The 16,136-nt window shown below is 46.0% G+C and carries 15 protein-coding genes; 7 read left to right on the forward strand and 8 right to left on the reverse strand.

Annotated features, from left to right (window positions below; genetic code table 11):
- Positions 1-602: 602 nt before the first annotated feature.
- The gene (gene aroF, locus JGK16_RS25065) at positions 603-1,475 is read left to right on the forward strand and encodes a 3-deoxy-7-phosphoheptulonate synthase (protein ID WP_293193110.1); all 873 of its coding nucleotides are present in this window, start codon (positions 603-605) and stop codon (positions 1,473-1,475) included.
- 277 nt (positions 1,476-1,752) lie between these two features.
- Positions 1,753-1,953, forward strand: a complete 201-nt coding sequence (locus tag JGK16_RS25070) for a heavy-metal-associated domain-containing protein (RefSeq protein WP_293146624.1) — start codon at positions 1,753-1,755, stop codon at positions 1,951-1,953.
- 200 nt (positions 1,954-2,153) lie between these two features.
- Here JGK16_RS25070 and JGK16_RS25075 read toward each other — a convergent pair whose 3' ends face one another.
- Positions 2,154-2,564, reverse strand: a complete 411-nt coding sequence (locus tag JGK16_RS25075; RefSeq protein ID WP_293193078.1) for a metalloregulator ArsR/SmtB family transcription factor — start codon at positions 2,562-2,564, stop codon at positions 2,154-2,156.
- Positions 2,565-2,706: 142 nt separating this feature from the next.
- Here JGK16_RS25075 and JGK16_RS25080 point away from each other — a divergent pair, with 142 nt between their 5' ends.
- On the forward strand, positions 2,707-2,874 hold the full coding sequence (locus tag JGK16_RS25080) for a metallothionein (RefSeq protein ID WP_293185067.1): 168 nt from the start codon (positions 2,707-2,709) through the stop codon (positions 2,872-2,874).
- 276 nt (positions 2,875-3,150) lie between these two features.
- Positions 3,151-3,411 (forward strand): hypothetical protein, encoded by a 261-nt coding sequence (locus tag JGK16_RS25085; protein ID WP_293185068.1) that lies wholly within the window; start codon positions 3,151-3,153, stop codon positions 3,409-3,411.
- Positions 3,412-3,585: 174 nt separating this feature from the next.
- Here the strand turns inward: JGK16_RS25085 and JGK16_RS25090 are convergent, their stop codons facing one another.
- On the reverse strand, positions 3,586-4,656 hold the full coding sequence (locus JGK16_RS25090) for a zinc ABC transporter substrate-binding protein (protein WP_293193081.1): 1,071 nt from the start codon (positions 4,654-4,656) through the stop codon (positions 3,586-3,588).
- An 88-nt stretch (positions 4,657-4,744) separates the two neighbouring features.
- Here JGK16_RS25090 and JGK16_RS25095 point away from each other — a divergent pair, with 88 nt between their 5' ends.
- Both JGK16_RS25095 and JGK16_RS25100 read left to right on the forward strand, forming a co-directional pair.
- Complete coding sequence (locus tag JGK16_RS25095) at positions 4,745-5,464, forward strand: metal ABC transporter ATP-binding protein (protein WP_293193084.1); 720 nt, start codon at positions 4,745-4,747, stop codon at positions 5,462-5,464.
- 133 nt (positions 5,465-5,597) lie between these two features.
- Positions 5,598-6,437: a metal ABC transporter permease gene (locus JGK16_RS25100; RefSeq protein WP_293193087.1), complete on the forward strand. Its 840-nt coding sequence runs from the start codon at positions 5,598-5,600 to the stop codon at positions 6,435-6,437.
- Positions 6,438-6,575: 138 nt separating this feature from the next.
- On the opposite strand, the gene JGK16_RS25105 is transcribed toward JGK16_RS25100, so the two are convergent.
- The 6 genes from JGK16_RS25105 to JGK16_RS25130 form a co-directional block, all read right to left on the reverse strand.
- On the reverse strand, positions 6,576-7,256 hold the full coding sequence (locus tag JGK16_RS25105) for a CADD family putative folate metabolism protein (protein WP_293193089.1): 681 nt from the start codon (positions 7,254-7,256) through the stop codon (positions 6,576-6,578).
- A 126-nt stretch (positions 7,257-7,382) separates the two neighbouring features.
- A complete protein-coding gene (locus JGK16_RS25110; RefSeq protein ID WP_293185075.1) occupies positions 7,383-8,489 on the reverse strand; it encodes a WD40 repeat domain-containing protein in 1,107 nt (368 codons plus the stop codon).
- Positions 8,477-9,448, reverse strand: a complete 972-nt coding sequence (locus JGK16_RS25115; protein WP_293185077.1) for a GTP-binding protein — start codon at positions 9,446-9,448, stop codon at positions 8,477-8,479. Before JGK16_RS25115 ends, JGK16_RS25110 begins: the two co-directional genes overlap by 13 nt.
- Positions 9,449-9,664: 216 nt before the next feature.
- Complete coding sequence (gene cobW, locus JGK16_RS25120) at positions 9,665-10,699, reverse strand: cobalamin biosynthesis protein CobW (RefSeq protein WP_293185079.1); 1,035 nt, start codon at positions 10,697-10,699, stop codon at positions 9,665-9,667.
- A gap of 446 nt (positions 10,700-11,145) precedes the next feature.
- Entirely contained in the window at positions 11,146-11,541 is a 396-nt protein-coding gene (locus tag JGK16_RS25125; protein WP_293185081.1) for an SH3 domain-containing protein, read from the reverse strand.
- 49 nt (positions 11,542-11,590) lie between these two features.
- Positions 11,591-13,384 (reverse strand): N-acetylmuramoyl-L-alanine amidase, encoded by a 1,794-nt coding sequence (locus JGK16_RS25130; RefSeq protein ID WP_293185082.1) that lies wholly within the window; start codon positions 13,382-13,384, stop codon positions 11,591-11,593.
- An 882-nt stretch (positions 13,385-14,266) separates the two neighbouring features.
- Between JGK16_RS25130 and cobJ the strand changes: the two genes are divergently transcribed.
- A complete protein-coding gene (gene cobJ / locus JGK16_RS25135; RefSeq protein WP_293193091.1) occupies positions 14,267-16,081 on the forward strand; it encodes a precorrin-3B C(17)-methyltransferase in 1,815 nt (604 codons plus the stop codon).
- Positions 16,082-16,136: the final 55 nt, after the last annotated feature.

The raw sequence follows: 16,136 nt of genomic DNA on the forward strand, positions 1-16,136 counted from the left end.
CGCTCTTTGAGAGATGTATCAAAATACGAGTAATTGAGGGAATACGATCGATCGCCCAATCAGAGATTAGCTCAATTGTGCGATCGAGACGGAGGCTGGGACTAAAAGGTACGTAGTTGCGCTTCAGCGCTCTTTCTCATATATCTCAAAGAGCGCTCAAGCGCAACAACATACCTTTATTAGGGACACGGCAGTGCCGTGTCCCTACCTGTTGCAAAAAGGTCTTGACATTCCTACCACTCTTTGCTAGACTAACGAATAGTATTGTGTTTAATTCACAAATCCCAGCACTTCACATGATGTTCGCAACCAACAGCTATTTTTATTTTTGGCATACCCAAGTTCGCCCGGAGTGAATTTACAGATTGCTGTGAACATCCGGGCGAACCGCAGACTAACACCTGCGGTTTTGTTTTTTTCTAGCTTTTTTCCCAACCACCAATCATCGCAAGCGAAAACAGCAATGACATTATTCAGTAACTGGTATTACGGCTTTTATTTTTGGCCCCGCAGGAGTTCTGGGTAAATTGTCGTGCTGTCTTTTCGCGCCAACCCGGAACTCCTTAAAGGTTCCGGGTTTTTTATTGTCAACCAATCACTCGATTTTCCAGGAGAATTCCATCATGTTAGAAGCCAAACTCGCAACCAAATCTCATCCCGAACACCAAACTATTGTCAAACTATCAGAAACAGTCTCAGTCGGGGGCACAGAATTGTTAATCGTCGGTGGCCCATGTACCGTCGAAAGTTCAGAACAAATGGAGACAGTCGCCAGCAAACTCTCAGTCGCACCGGTGCAGGCTTTGCGCGGGGGAGTCTACAAACCCCGCACTTCTCCCTACGCTTTCCAGGGGATGGGAATTGAGGGACTGGAAATTTTAGCTGATGTCAGCCGCAGTTACGGTTTACCCGTGGTGACAGAGGTAATGTCGATCGCCCAAATCGATCCGGTTGTCGCCTATGCTGATATGCTGCAAGTAGGCAGTCGCAATATGCAAAATTTCGAGTTACTAAAGGCGATCGGTCAAGCCGGAAAACCAGTCTTACTAAAACGCGGTTTGTCAGCCACGATTGAAGAATTTGTGATGGCCGCCGAATACATTCTCAGCCACGGAAATCCCGATGTAGTTCTGTGCGAAAGAGGCATCCGCAGCTTCGACAATTACACCCGCAATGTCTTAGATTTAGGTACAGTCGTAGCGCTAAAACAGTTAACTCATTTGCCAGTAATTGTAGATCCTTCTCACGCCGCCGGCAAGCGAGAATTAGTCGCATCTCTAGCAAAAGCAGCGGTTGCTTGCGGTGCTGACGGGTTAATTGTTGAGTGTCACCCGCAACCCGAAAAATCGGTTTCTGACGCGCGGCAAGCTCTTTCTTTGCCGGATATGATTGATTTAGTTGCAAGTTTGCGGCCTGTGGCGGCGGCCGTCGGGCGGTTCGTACCGGAGGCTAAGTCATTAGTCATTAGTCATTAGTTATTAGTCATTAGTCATTGGTTATTGGTCATTAGTCATTAGTCATTAGTCATTGGACTTAATATTTCTTTCAAGAAAAGTTGGACGGGCTAGAAGCCCATCCCACAAACTTTTTTTTCTTGTGGGATGGGCTTCTAGCCCGTCCCAAAAACAGACTTCTAGCCCATCCCACAAATTTTTTTTCTTGTGGGATGGGCTTCTAGCCTGTCCCAAAAACCGAAATTTGATTAAAATAAAAGCAGAATCAATCCTGTCATCTACAAGATATCGCTTAATTATGGCACTCAAACTTCATGTTCCCTCGATCGTCTGTTCCGGCTGCGGAAACACTATTACCGAAGCCATCAAAACCGTGGAACCGGAAGCTAAGATTGATGTGGATTTAGCGGCCAAGACTGTGACTGTGGAAGCTAAAGCCTCGGAAGAGTCTATTAAACAAGCTGTGGTTGCTTCCGGTCACACTGTTCTAGAAGCCTAATAGTAGGATAACCCCTGGTTGGCAGTCAGGGCTGATGTACAGATAATCGCTTACCTGAATCTTTGGTTGGGGAGGGCGAGTTTACACATATTCTGGATGTGCATCATAGATGTTGGTGAACTCGCCCCTACAGCATCCGCGCATAGACAACTGACAACTGACAACTGACAACTGACAACTGACAACCAACAACTGACTAATTAAGATTCTTCGTCCAAATGTTCGGCGACTGCTTGGTAAAGTTCTAAAACGTGCCGATCGAGTAAACTATAAAAAACTTGTCTGCCAACTTTGCGATAACTTACCAACCGTATCGCCCGCAACGCCCGCAACTGGTGCGATACAGCCGATTCGCTCATGCTCAAAGCCGCCGCCAAGTCGCACACGCACAATTCTTGATTTGCTAACACCGACAGTAATCGCAAGCGGTTCGCATCTCCCAAAAGACTGAAAAACTCTGCCATCCGCTGGGCTTTTGCTGTGTTCAGCACTTGTGTTTGGATGTCTCCAACCCGTGAACTTTCAACTACGTGCGATCGCCCGCAGGTTGGTGTATCGTTTTCTTGGTCAGGCTGACTTATCGCTCCGTTAACCGCAGACTTCGGTGACATCTTTTCCCGGCTGATTTTAATTCTCATTTTCATATTAGCGCGATCGACCCACCTTTTGTTACAAAACTTTTACATCTCCTTGACATATATCTGAATATATGTTCAGATATTAATAGAGCGAAACACACCAGGAGAATTTAAAATGACCACTGTCACCCAAATGAAATGCGCGTGCCCTTCTTGTTTGTGCGTTGTCAGCCTCACTGAAGCGATCGAAAAAAGTGGCAAATCCTACTGTTCGACTGCTTGCGCTGACGGACACCCCAACGGTAGCGGCTGCGGCCACATCGGCTGCGAGTGCAGCAAATAAATATTCCGATTCCGAAAAGGTTAAGGAACCTCTGTAAAAATATATCTAAGGGGAGATGCGAACAGCGCATTTCCCAATTTTTGTGTTTTTAGGTTAAATTGAGGTTAAAATACGGGTAATCAAAGGTTAAAATTGGTTTAATCGACTAAGTACACAGGGAAAAATCACAATTGTTACCTGGGGAATGCAATCAAAGTAAGTTAGCGTCGCAATACTAAGTGCAAAGACTACTATTAATAGCAGAGACAGAACCAAAAGTTGAATTAGGAGGGGGCAATGAAAGAGCGGGAAGATTTTTTACATCCTCGCAGTCGCTACTACGGTGATTTCACGCCTGAAAACTTGGCGTTTAATGCCAACTTGCAGGAATTTGCTCAGAAAATAACTTATATTTGCTCTCTGGAAACAGGGGGTAAAATTAGCGCCGAGAAAGCCTATAAAGATATTAAGGCGCTTTGGAAAGACTTAAAATCGTCTAAGAAGCAATTGGGAATTGGACAAAAACCCCCCAGTACCGATGACGGCAATTTGCCTTAAATTCATCGCAGATAAGACGGCGGTTGAAACCACACCTATAAAAACCAAGTCCGCACTTCGAGTTCGCGAGCGCGACCGCCTCCGCGGTGTAAAGAAAATAATATAATTTTAACTGTCTTCAAACCGCGGAGGCGGTTTTTGTTTGTCTAGACGCGGTTTCAACCGCCGACTTTTCTATGGTTTAGAAGTTGGTGCTACTTCTCCTGCAAACCGAGTACAATTGCCGCCGAGGCCGGAGGTAATTGCACAAGTATTAGTTTTTAGCATTCCTTCATAGGTATCAGCGCCAGTACCTCGGCCGCCCAACTCGTCGCTATAAAGTTCTTTGTCGGAAATTTTGACATTTGCTTCCCTCGCTACAGTCTGCATTAATTTCGGATTAGTCGTGGTTTCTACAAAAATTGTCGGAACTCCTGCTGTCTTAATTTCTGATGATAATTCGGCAATTCTGGCGGCTGTGGGCTGTTCCTCTGTTGTCACTCCCTGCAAAACTCCCGCAATCTCTAATCCGTAAGCATTGGCATAGTAACTCAGGGCATCGTGAGTTGTAACTAATTTGCGTTTTTGGGCAGGAATTGTCGCTATTTGTGCTTTAATCCAAGTATCTATTTTGGCTAAATCATCTGTTAATTTTGTGGCATTTGTGGTATATAGTTGAGCATTGCTTGGGGAAACTTTGATCAATTCATCGCGAATTGTTTCTACCATGCGGATACCATTTTTAGGATTGTGCCAAACGTGAGGATCGGGGACTTTTTCTTCGGTGGCGTGGGACTTTTCTTGTTCTTTCTCTTTCCCGTGTTCGTGTTCGCCCATCAACGGTTTGGGAACGGCGAGTTCGTGTACGGCGATTTTGGGTGCGGAATTACTGCTGGATTTAATTAATTTAATGATGCTGGGTTCGTGGTTGTAGCCGCCGTATAAAATTAGATTTGCTGTTTCAATGACTTTGCGGTCTTCTGGCTTGGTTTGGTAGGCGTGGGGGTCTTCTCCGGGTTCGATTAGACAGGTGGTGTCGATCGAACTTTGAGCAATTTCCTTAGTAATGTCGCAGATGACACCAGTCGTAGCTACCACTTTTGGCAAATTGGTGGCGGGAGTTGCTTGAGTTTGAGTGGTGGCGGGACTCTGGGGTGTGGGATTCTTTGCTTGGGGGCTAGAAGTACACCCAACCAGTCCGCAGGCGATCGCCAAAACCGCCACACCGCACAATCTGCTGCTTTTTTCCGTCAAGTTTTTTAACATTTCACCTTTGGAACGATAATCGTTATTACTTTTAGAGTTATCCTATTGTAGTAGCTAGAAATAAGAATCGTTCTCAAAATCTGGAATTATGTTAGAAGTGCAAGACTTGGCTGTGAATTATCGAGGAATTTCGGCCCTCAACGGCGTGAATTTTCAGTTAGATCCGGGACAGTTAACTGGTGTCTTCGGGCCCAACGGCGCGGGGAAAAGCACGATGGTGAAGGCGATGCTGGGATTGATTCCGGCTTGTCGGGGGATAGTAAAATATCAGGGGCGGTTGTTGAAGGAACAGTTATCGCGGGTGGCTTACGTGCCGCAACGATCGCAAATTGACTGGGATTATCCAATTACGGTGCACAATGCGGTGATGATGGCGCGGACTGTCCAGACTGGTTGGTTTCGCACTCCCTCGAAGCAGTCGCAAGAATTAGTCAAAGCTGCTTTGCTGCGGGTGGGAATGTGGGATTTGCGCGATCGACAAATTGGCGAACTCTCCGGGGGACAGCAGCAGCGCATATTTTTAGCAAGATCGATCGCCCAACAAGCCGATTTATTCTTCTTCGACGAGCCCTTTAGTGCGATCGACAAAGCCACAGAAGAGATTATCTTCGATATTTTTGCCGAACTCAAAGCCGAAAACAAAACATTGCTAGTAATCAGCCACGATTTAGGCGAAACTTTAAAACAATACGATAATTTATTATTGCTCAATAAGCAGTTAATTGCCACAGGTTCCTGCCGGGAAGTTCTCACCGCAGCCAATATTCAAAAAGCCTATGGATACGATTTAAGCTTAGTTTCGGCGTGACTGGAAAAAGATTTATTTTTAACCGCAGATGAACGCAAATAAACGCAGATGATTATCTTATATCTGCGTTTATCTGTGTTCATCTGCCTCTATCTGCGGTTAAAACAATAAGATTATTGAGGTAAGTAATTAAATGTTAAACATACTAATTGAGCCGCTCAAATTCGAGTTCATGCGAAATGCGATCGCCGTCGGCATTTTGCTAGGAATTGTGTGCGCCGTTGTCGGCTCATACTTAATTGTACAACAAATGGGAATGATGGTAGACATGATTGCCCATTCAGTATTAGCAGGACTGCCGGTGGCATTTTCTTTAGGTTTCAATATTTCCATCGGCGCATTTATATCAGGAATCATCAGCGCCGTAATTATGGCATGGATTCAATCGCAATCCCGGATTAAAATAGATGCTGTTATGGCATTAATTTTATCTACATTTTTAGCAATTAGCGTCACCTTAATTAGCGTCTTGCGAACAACAAAACTAGACTTAGACGGGTTTTTGTTCGGGAATATATTGTCAGTTGCACCGTCTGACGTACAGCAGACTTTTATGATAACTGTAATTATTTTAGTCGCGGTTAAAATCTTTTACAAAGAACTGCTATTCTATACCTTCGACCCGCTAGGAGCACAGGCGTCTGGTTTGCCTGTAAACTGGATTTACTTGGGGATGATTTCGGCGATTACACTGACGATTGTGGCTAGTTTGCAAACTGTAGGCGCACTATTAGTAATTTCGCTATTAATCGGGCCAGGAATTACGGCGTATTTGTTGGTAAAAGAGTTACATTTAATGATGGGATTGGGCGCAATTATTGGAATTACAGCTAGTGTGACTGGAATGTATCTTAGCTATTATTTTAATATGCCATCTGGTGCGGCAATTGTCTTAGTTGTTTTTGGATTATTTTTAATGGCTTTGCTGTTCAGTCCCAGTCAAGGAATTTTGACAAGAAAGAGAGGAAAATGAGCGAGGGCGGGCGGGTTTTGTTCTGAGATTGTTTGCGAGTGTCACAATCACTAGCTAAACCCGCCCTACAAATATGCCTTTTTTACCAGAAAGAAGCTGTCAACTGTCAACTGTCAACTGTCAACTGTCAACTGAAGCTTACTTAGCTTGACAATAGGTTTCATAAACACCATCAAGCAGTAAATTAAGAGCAAAAGTGGCTTTCTGGGCAGCTAACAGTGCTTCTTGTTGTGCTTCTTCAGTTTCACAAAGCTGTAACAGCGCTTCGCGGGTGGCTTGCGAGTGGAACTCGTCGGCTGTTTCGTGAACTTTAAAGAAAGACAAAGCAGCTTGTGAATCGATGCCGTAAAATTCCTTTAAACCAGCGATTTTGGTTGTGGAAACTTCGGGGATTTGTGCTTCGTAAGCGTAGAGGGCGGCTAAACCTTTGGCGGGAGATTCGCTGCGCGCTAAGTCTTTGAGAATGCGGACGGATTCGGTGGTTTTTTCTAAATGTTCGCGTTCGAGAACTGCATTTCTATCTAAACCCAAACCTTCGGCAAAGCGCAGCCACAATTCGGGGTGATTTGCGGCGCCTCTTTCTTCTTCTATGAGGTTTTCGAGGAGCATTTGACGAATTTTGATGTCGTCACAGGCGGCGTGGGTGGCGCTGACGTAGGTGGGGAAGTTGTGAACTTGCAGGTAGTATTCTTGTGCGTACTCTTGCAGCATTGCGATGTCGAGTTTACCTTCGTTCCACATTTGGTAGAACGGATGTTTCAGCAGGTGGTTTTGGTCGAGGATGCTGTTGAGTTGTTCGAGAAATTGCTGTTGAGTCATAATTGTCGATCGCCCTTAAGGATTGTGCAGCCACTAAAATGTTATGGTAATTTGGGATTTTGTCAATACCAAGTTTTCAATTGTTTATGTTTTTGCAACAATGGCGCGATCGCCCGTTATGCCAACTTAGCGCCGCCCGAACCCGTGGCCGCGCATAGACTTTGACCAAACCACCAATTCGCCGCCATTCCCGCCAGCCGCCAGAAATTGACCGTCAGGATGCCATGCGAGACACGAAAAACCGCCCTGTGCACCTTCTAGAACTTGCAGCAATTGTGCTGCTTCATACCACAAACAAACTTGACCGTCTGCGGATGCAGAAGCTAATAAAAATGTGTTAGGTTGAAAGGCGATCGCACTTACGACATTTTCATGCACCTCTAGGGCCCAACCTTCCCAACCGACACTTTCATCAGCATCTCTGTCCCAAACAGAAACACCTTGAGAACTCGAAGCAGCCAACAAAGGTGCACCCAAAGAATTAGTTTGATCCGACCAAGCCAACTCGCGAACTTTCCCCGGAAAACCCTGCATTACCCACGGTTCCAAATTACCCCATTCACTAACAATTAGAGTATTGTCCATATTGCCACAAGCTAAATATTGCCCTTGCGGCGACCAAGCAATTGCACCTGTTGCAGACGGTACTGATAAAAATTCTGGGTCTTCGTCCCAGTCATCGCCACTCCAAACTTTAACACCTTGATAGCCGCTAACTGCCAGGTATTGAACAATCGGATGCCATGCTAAATCTAGAATAGATGACGAGTCGAAATTCAGCGTTACTTCCACAACATTATCATCAGCATTCCAGATTTGAACGCAGCGGCCCATACTAAAAGCTAAATGATTGCAGTGGGGACTCCAAGCTAACTTATCAACCCAGACGCGCTTGTTATCCAAATCAGCAATTAATTCCCCAGAATTAACGCGCCAAATTCGCACCCGTCCATCCTGTCCGCCCGCGGCTAGGAATTGACTGTCTGCCGAAAAAGACAAACAATCTGCCGATTTTCCTGTGGCACTTTGCAGCGGTTGTAAGGACAATTTGTTAACTGCCCCTACTGTCGCCAACATTACTTCGCCCGCAGCAGAACAAACTGCTAAAGTTTTACCATCCGGCGACCAAGTAACAGCAGTTACGTAATCAGATAGCATTTCTTGAGCGTGAAATTGCAGAATTAGCTCACCGTGGCTGCTCTTTTTTTTACCCGTTTCTTTTACACTAGACACCGACGGAAATCCTCTCGCAATTGAGTTTCATTTAAGTTCCTGCCAATGAATACGAGTTCATTTTTCGGAGTTTCGCTATCTTTCCAAGCTCGATCCGGTCTGCCATCGAACAGCATATGTACTCCTTGAAAAACAAAGCGCTTTTCTTGTCCAGATACATTTAAAATGCCTTTTGTCCGAAAGATATCTGTGCCTTGAGTTCGCAATAATTCGCCAATCCAATCACTAAATTTGTCGCCATCAACAGCACCAGATTCTACTATTGCCATTGATTTTACTGTTGCATCATGTTCGTGAACGTGTACGCCCAAAAAGTCGGGTTCGATTTCTAATGCCCGGTTCAAATCAAATGCTTGGACGCCCAACAAGGCATCAATTTCTAGTTCTGCGTTATGAGTGCGGTGGATTTTTGCTATTGCATTCATGGCGCGAATTCTTTTTTCTAATTCTGCCAATTCTTCCGCACTTACTAAATCGGTCTTGTTCAGCAAAACCACGTCAGCAAAGGCAATTTGTTCTTGAACTTCTTCGGCATCCCAATGTTGCCATACGTGCTTGGCATCAACGACAGTGACTACTGCATCTAGCAGCAGTTGATCCCGCATATCTTCGTCTACAAAGAATGTCTGAATTACGGGTGCGGGGTCGGCTAAACCTGTGGTTTCGATGACTATGTGGTCGAATTTGTCGCGCCGCTTCATCAAGTTGCCGATAATCCGAATTAAATCACCTCGGACTGTACAGCAAATGCAGCCGTTGTTCATCTCAAAAATTTCTTCGTCGGCATCAATGATGAGTTGGTTGTCGATGCCTACTTCGCCGAATTCGTTGACGATGACTGCAACTTTTTTGCCGTGTTCCTGTGTTAAAATGTGGTTGAGTAGCGTAGTTTTACCTGCACCCAGATAGCCTGTGAGAACGGTCACGGGAACTGATTCGATCGCTCCAGCAGTAACCATATTTTACCTCTAGTTTTGTAGAATGATAACCATTGTCGCTAGTTTAGCCTACACTTGTTGGCATCAGCAACAATATTAAATAATGTTAATAAATTGTTCGCCAGAGCCTGTCGGATTGTGCAGGTGGTAGTGAGGAATGCAAGTCCGCATCCATAGAAGAAGGACTTGCATTCCTCACTACGAACCTTTGTAGGTATGACCGATGACTCCAGACAATTAATTACCAATCATAGCTGCAATTCGATCGCGCTCCAACTCTTTGCCAATCAGCACCAGCTTGGTTTGACGGAGTTCGGAAGGTTGCCAAGGGCGATCGTAAAAACATTCTATGCGATCGCCAACACCTTGCAACACCATCCGCATCGGTTTCTTGGGAACCGCCACAAACCCCTTAATCCGATAAATTTCTTCCTGCTGCATCAAGGCTTGCAGCTTTTTCACCAAAGCTTCTGGTTCAAATTCGCGATCGGCAATAAAGAAAGTCGAGTTAATATCATCATCGTGCTCGTGTTCCTCTTCCGTGTCGTGGTGACTCGGGCGAGACTCCAAATCATCCTCAACTGCTGCATTAAATCCCAACAGCACATCCGGGTTAATTTCGCCAGCCTTGCAAGGCACAATTTTCACACTCGGGCGTAACTCTTGCTGCAACCAGGTTTGAACTTTCTGGTGAGTTTCCGCATCTACGCGATCGACCTTCGTCAACAGTACCATATCGGCACAGGCCAACTGATCTTCAAACAATTCCTCGATCGGCGTTTCGTGATCCAAACTCGAATCAGCCTCTCGCTGCGCCATCAAAGCATCAATATCGCCAACAAAAGTACCGTTAGCAACAGCCTCGCAATCAACAACAGCAACCACACCGTCAACTGTAGCGCCCGTGCGAATTTCCGGCCAGCGAAAAGCTTGAATCAAAGGTTTAGGAAGTGCCAAGCCAGAAGTCTCGATTAAGATACAATCAATTTGGTCTTTGCGCTTCAACAATTCCTGCATAGTCGGCAAGAATTCCTCTTGCACAGTGCAGCAAAGACAACCATTAGTTAATTCGACAATATTGCTGGTGACAGTTTCTTCTTCATCGCAAACTTGGCAATCGCGCAGCAATTCTCCATCTATTCCGATTTCGCCAAATTCGTTAACTAAAACAGCAATGCGGCGGCCTTGATTGTTTTGCAATAAATGGCGAATTAGGGTGGTTTTGCCGCTACCGAGAAAACCAGTGATCACTGTAACAGGAATCTTGTGCATTATTAATTACCAATTGAGTTTTTAGAGTATGACACTTTATAGAAAGACAAGAGTGAAAATAAGTTGGAGTTAGGATTCAATCAACTCTTAGCAAACCTCTTTATTGTATCATAAAAATATTTGTACGAGGCTTATTAAATAAGGGTACGTAGTTGCGCTTCAGCGCTCTTTGACCTAGAGCGCTGAAGCGCAACTACATACCTCAGAAGTATTGTGAAACTTTTATCGAAGACTGAATCTATTTGCGCCATGTATCAAATTGGTCTTCAGATTGATAAGGGTACGTAGTTGCGCTTCAGCGCTCTTTGACCTAGAGCGCAAAGAGCGCAACTACATACCTTAGGAATAGAAATTAAATAACTTAAGCAAATTTGTGGGATGGGCGTCCCGCCCGTGCAGAAAGGACGGGCGGGACGCCCATCCCACAACAATCATCGGTACCGAATCTATTTCCGCCATCTATCAAATTGGTCTTCGGAACAACCATTGATAAATTTATTGTTCACCCAACCGTCAAGGATTGTAAAAGTTTCATTAGGAGCATTCCCAGAAGTTCGGGCCGCAATTTTCACCCAACTACCTTGTCTGCTAACAGCCCGAACTCCGTCTCCTCTTTTGAGTTTAGCTACAACTGGGTACTTATTGCCGGGGCCTTTGCGAATGTTAACCGGGCCGCCTTCACCTGTAATAAACGAGCATTGAGTTTGCTTTTTTAAAGCTTCTACTTTTTCCGGCGAAAGACTTTGCTCTTTCCCGAAAACTGGAAAGCTGTAAAGTGAAAAACTAAAACTTGCAAAGGCGGCTGCAATGAAAAAGGCTTTTGATTGACTCAAACTCAACATTTATTTAATCTCCTTGGGTTGGAAGGACTGAAGTCCTTACTGCGAAATGTTATTTTACCGAAGCAAACCATTCGGTAATGCCTTGGGCAATGGCAGAAGCTAACTTCTGCTGTTCTGTCGGATTCACAATCCATTCAAACTCTTCGGGATTGATCATAAATCCCAATTCCATTAAAACAGATGGAGCAACGGCAGGACGAGTCATCGCTAGATTGTTCCAGAATATACCATAGCTCGGACGGTTCAGTTTTGCAACTAAATAATTGTGCAAAAACATTCCCAAACTGTGCGCTTGCGGGTGAAACCAGAAAGCCCCGACACCTTTGGTATTTATCGCGTCGCCGTTATCTGGCAAAGCATTGTAGTGTATCGAAATTGCGATCGCAGGTTCTTCTTTTTGAATCATTTCCACCCTCGGCGGCAAATCCAAATCGACATCTTCCACCCGCGTCATTACCACATTTGCGCCCCGATTTACCAATTCCTCCCGCACCAATTTCGACACAATTAAAGCTACTGTTTTCTCGCGGTAGCCCGTGGGGCCAACCCCCCCGGAATCCTGCGGGCCGCCGTGTCCCGGATCGATCAGAATCTTAATTCCTGACAGCGGTTTTTCTGATGAAATCGGCACCGCGCTGGTATTTGTCGGCGGGTGTTTTAAAGACAGCACTAAAGTTGTGCCTTCGTATCTCAATTTATATCCCCACTGCTGGGCAGATTTGAGATTAAAAGTATATTGTACTTGTTGTGGCGAGATTTGTTGCCATGCCAAACGCGAAATTACTGGATCGTCGTCGAGACGAATAATGTCAGTTTGAGCGGTGGTATTGTACAGTGTTAAAGTAAAAGTGCGTTCACCTTCTTGCACCGTGACTGGGACTGGTATTTCTAAGGGGAATAAAACTTCTGTCCAGCCGGAAACTTGACGGGATCTGGCACTGCGAATAATCGATCGCGCAGGCACCGCATCCTTGACAATTCGCACCTCAGATGCTTTAATCCAAGCGCCGTAATCGAGCCGAATCCATTCTCCCTCGCGCCCGATAACTGTGGCGCGAGTTCCCTTCGGCAGCGGTGTCATCCGAGAGAAATCCGTACTCGCCCCGGTTCTAGCAACACCCGGATCTGCTGTGACTTCTGCTACTTCTAACTCGGCTGGAGAGAGGATAGAAATTTTGCCAGTACCTGGTTGAGTGATAATTTGCTCGTTCATTGTTAGATAAAATATTGGCACTCCTAAATCTATTTTTTCTGCCTTAGATTCGCCGGAGTTTTCCGGGGTAATAGCGCAGCCTTGATACTGTTCGCTACTGCCTTTTTTGATGGGGGAGTTTTCGCCTAACAAGACAGATTTGTTGTCGGGGAGTTCGACTTGCGATCGCGCTTTGAGAGGAATATCAACGCCAGCCAATTTTACCGCAACTCGCGCATTCGCCGGAGCGATCGCGCCGAAGCAGATATATTCCCCCGGTAAACTGGCTACATCGACTTTCGGCGTCAGGGAATCTTTTGCAAAAGCCAAGCCTGCGGGGACTTGTGGCTGATTAGACTCGCGCGTCACCTTAAGAAGAACTTGCTGATTTTGGTAACGCAAGCTAAAGACATTTTCGCCGATTTGCAGGGGAAAAGTCGGGGCGAAATGGCCGGCGGCGGTGCGCGCAATTTGCTGGCCATTTACCGATACTTGTCCGGTTGGCGGGGCTGTACCGATCAGAAAAATGCGATCGGCGATCGTTTTGTGGTTGGCGGGAGGATAAGCGACGGACAAAGGTTGAGCGGCCACAGCTACAGAAGAGAGGGCAAGTATCATCCCAAACACAACTAATGCTAAAAATTTTCTCATTCTAAAACGCAACTAATTGAGACTCGGTTGGTTATTTATACTCGAACTTCGGCTAAGAAACCCGGTTGATGAGGGTTAGGTGTAATATCATATCCAGTCAATGACTATCACAAAAAAGGTTTGTAGTGCGGACTTTAGTCCGCAGCCAGAAAGCGGACTTTAGTCCGCACTACGAACCGAACCTTACTTATTTTGGTTAATTGACCGGACATGATATAAGTCCTATTTACTATACAGGCCCCAGTTTATCAGGTTTGTAGGTGCAATTGGGCGATCGCACCTGAGAAACATCAATCAAGAAACTACACAACCACCCCTTCAATCTTCTCATCAGTTCATTCATATAGCCTTTCTCAAAAAGATGAGGTATGACTGACAGCTTATATAACCGCTTAAACGTATAGAGTCCTCTTACCAACAACGTTCGCTAATCTTTCGCTAGATCCGCTATACAACTCCCATAACTGTCGCAACTTACGATCGCAAATTAAATAATTTACAGAACAATAAACTGGATATTAAAGGCAAAGTTGGTAAAATCAACTAATCTCAGAAATTCACAGGCAAGATGCCTTTAAACAGTTGACAGTTGACAGTTGACAGTTGACAGCGAAGTGATAAAAGCGGAGATTTAAACTCCGTTCTTATCACAATCTGCCTTCATGCTGGGGCTTCAAACCCTTGCTATTCGGTGACACTGATAGAGAAGAAAAAAAAATAAACTTCTTCTATATCTTTCTTCTTTTCTTACTCATCCTTCGCGCCCTAGCGCTTACGCGCGGCTTCGCCTAACGCGCCTTCGCGGTTCGTCAAATATGTTTTATTTCAGTAACAACAGATTAAAATAATCAAACCAATCCAAACACAGCCATATATAAAACCGTGAATCGACTTCCGCCCGCAATAATTATCCTAGGTCAAAACAGCCTAGCGATCGCCAAAACAATCTCCAAAGTCTTCCCAGGTTCCCAGATTTACGGTTTAGTCGATCGCACATCCGACACAGATATCAACTTTAGCAACTTCGGCGAAACCTTGCGAGAACTATTCGCCACAGAAACCCCAATCATCGCCATCTGCGCCGCCGGAATCATCATCCGCACCCTCGCCCCGCTGCTGTCAGACAAACGCGCCGAACCCCCAGTCTTAGCCGTCGCCGAAGACGGAAGCGCCGTTGTACCGCTGCTAGGAGGTTTGCACGGAGTCAACGACTTGGCCAGAGAAATTGCCGCAGCCCTCGGCGTACAACCCGCCATCACGACGACGGGAGATATCCGGTTTCGCACGGCGCTGCTGAGTCCTCCCCAAGGCTATTATTTGGCGAATCCAGAGGACGCGAAGACTTTTATTTCAAATTTGCTCGCTGGGGCGAAAGTACAGCTAGAAGGGGCTGCTAACTGGCTTTCCGAGAGCAATTTGCCGTTAGCGCAGCCCGCCCCTACGGGGGCTACGCCAACGGAGAGGATCGCCCCCGAAGCCAAATTAACCATCCGCGTCACCGAAAAAGCCATTGTACCGACGCCCGACTGTTTAGTTTACCACCCGCAAATTGCAGCATTTGCACTTACAAATCTATCCTATGTTGAGCCGGAAATAGCAATTTCCTACGTGCAGCAAATCTTAGAAAACGCAGATTTAGCAGCAGCCTCGGTTGCCGGATTTTTTGCCTTAAAACATGATATGGGAAATCCGACTTTAGAAGCAATTAGCCAATTTTTTAAAGTGCCAGTCCGTTTTTTGAATCTTCCCGAACTTGTGGAATTCGACACAGTTAAATTAATACAATATAATTCCAGTTTTGATGTCACCGCCGCCCAAATTAGCCTGACAGCAGCGGGTGCAAACAGTCAGTTAATCGCATACGATCGCACAAACGCCTTTAGTTGCGCGATCGCACTTGCTACCGAACCGATCGATCCAAGTGCGATCGGCGTTAGTCGCGGCAAACTGGCGATCGTCGGTACGGGCCCCGGAGGCGCACCCTGGATGTCCCCGGAAGTTAAGGAAATTCTGCGGGAAGCCACGGATTGGGTGGGTTACAAGTTCTATCTCGACTTAGCCGGAACTCTGCGGGAAGGACAAAACAGGCACGATTCCGACAACCGGGAAGAGATCGATCGCGCGCGTTTTGCTTTAGATTTAGCAGCATCCGGTAAATCCGTCGCCGTGGTTTCGTCGGGAGATCCGGGGATTTTTGCGATGGCTGCGGCGGTGTTTGAGGCGATCGACTTTGACGCTAAACCCGAATGGGAAGGCATCGACATTCGGGTAGCACCGGGGATTTCTGCCATGCAGGCGGCCGCTGCTGCGATCGGAGCACCTCTCGGGCACGATTTTTGTGTGATTTCGCTTTCGGATATTCTCAAGCCTTGGGAGGTCATAGAACAGCGGATTTCGGCGGCTGCTGCTGCGGATTTAGTTATGGCATTCTACAATCCAATCTCGAAACAGCGGGTTTGGCAATTAAAAAGGGCGATCGAGATTTTGTTAGAAACTCGCGATGCGAAAACCCCGGTTGTATTGGGGCGAAACCTCGGGCGATCGGGCCAATCGGTGCGCGTTTGTACTCTTGGCGAATTCCAGCCGGAAGACGCGGATATGAGAACTTTAGTAATTGTCGGTTCGAGTCAAACTCGGATTATTCCTCGGAAATTTGGAGATATTTGGGTTTACACACCGCGCAGGTACGAGAAATAAGAAAAAACTCGGCGGTTGAAACCGCTGCTATACAAACGATGTCCGCCTCCGCGGA

The organism is Microcoleus sp. PH2017_09_SFU_O_A (assembly GCF_020738625.1).
Taxonomy (GTDB): domain Bacteria; phylum Cyanobacteriota; class Cyanobacteriia; order Cyanobacteriales; family Microcoleaceae; genus Microcoleus.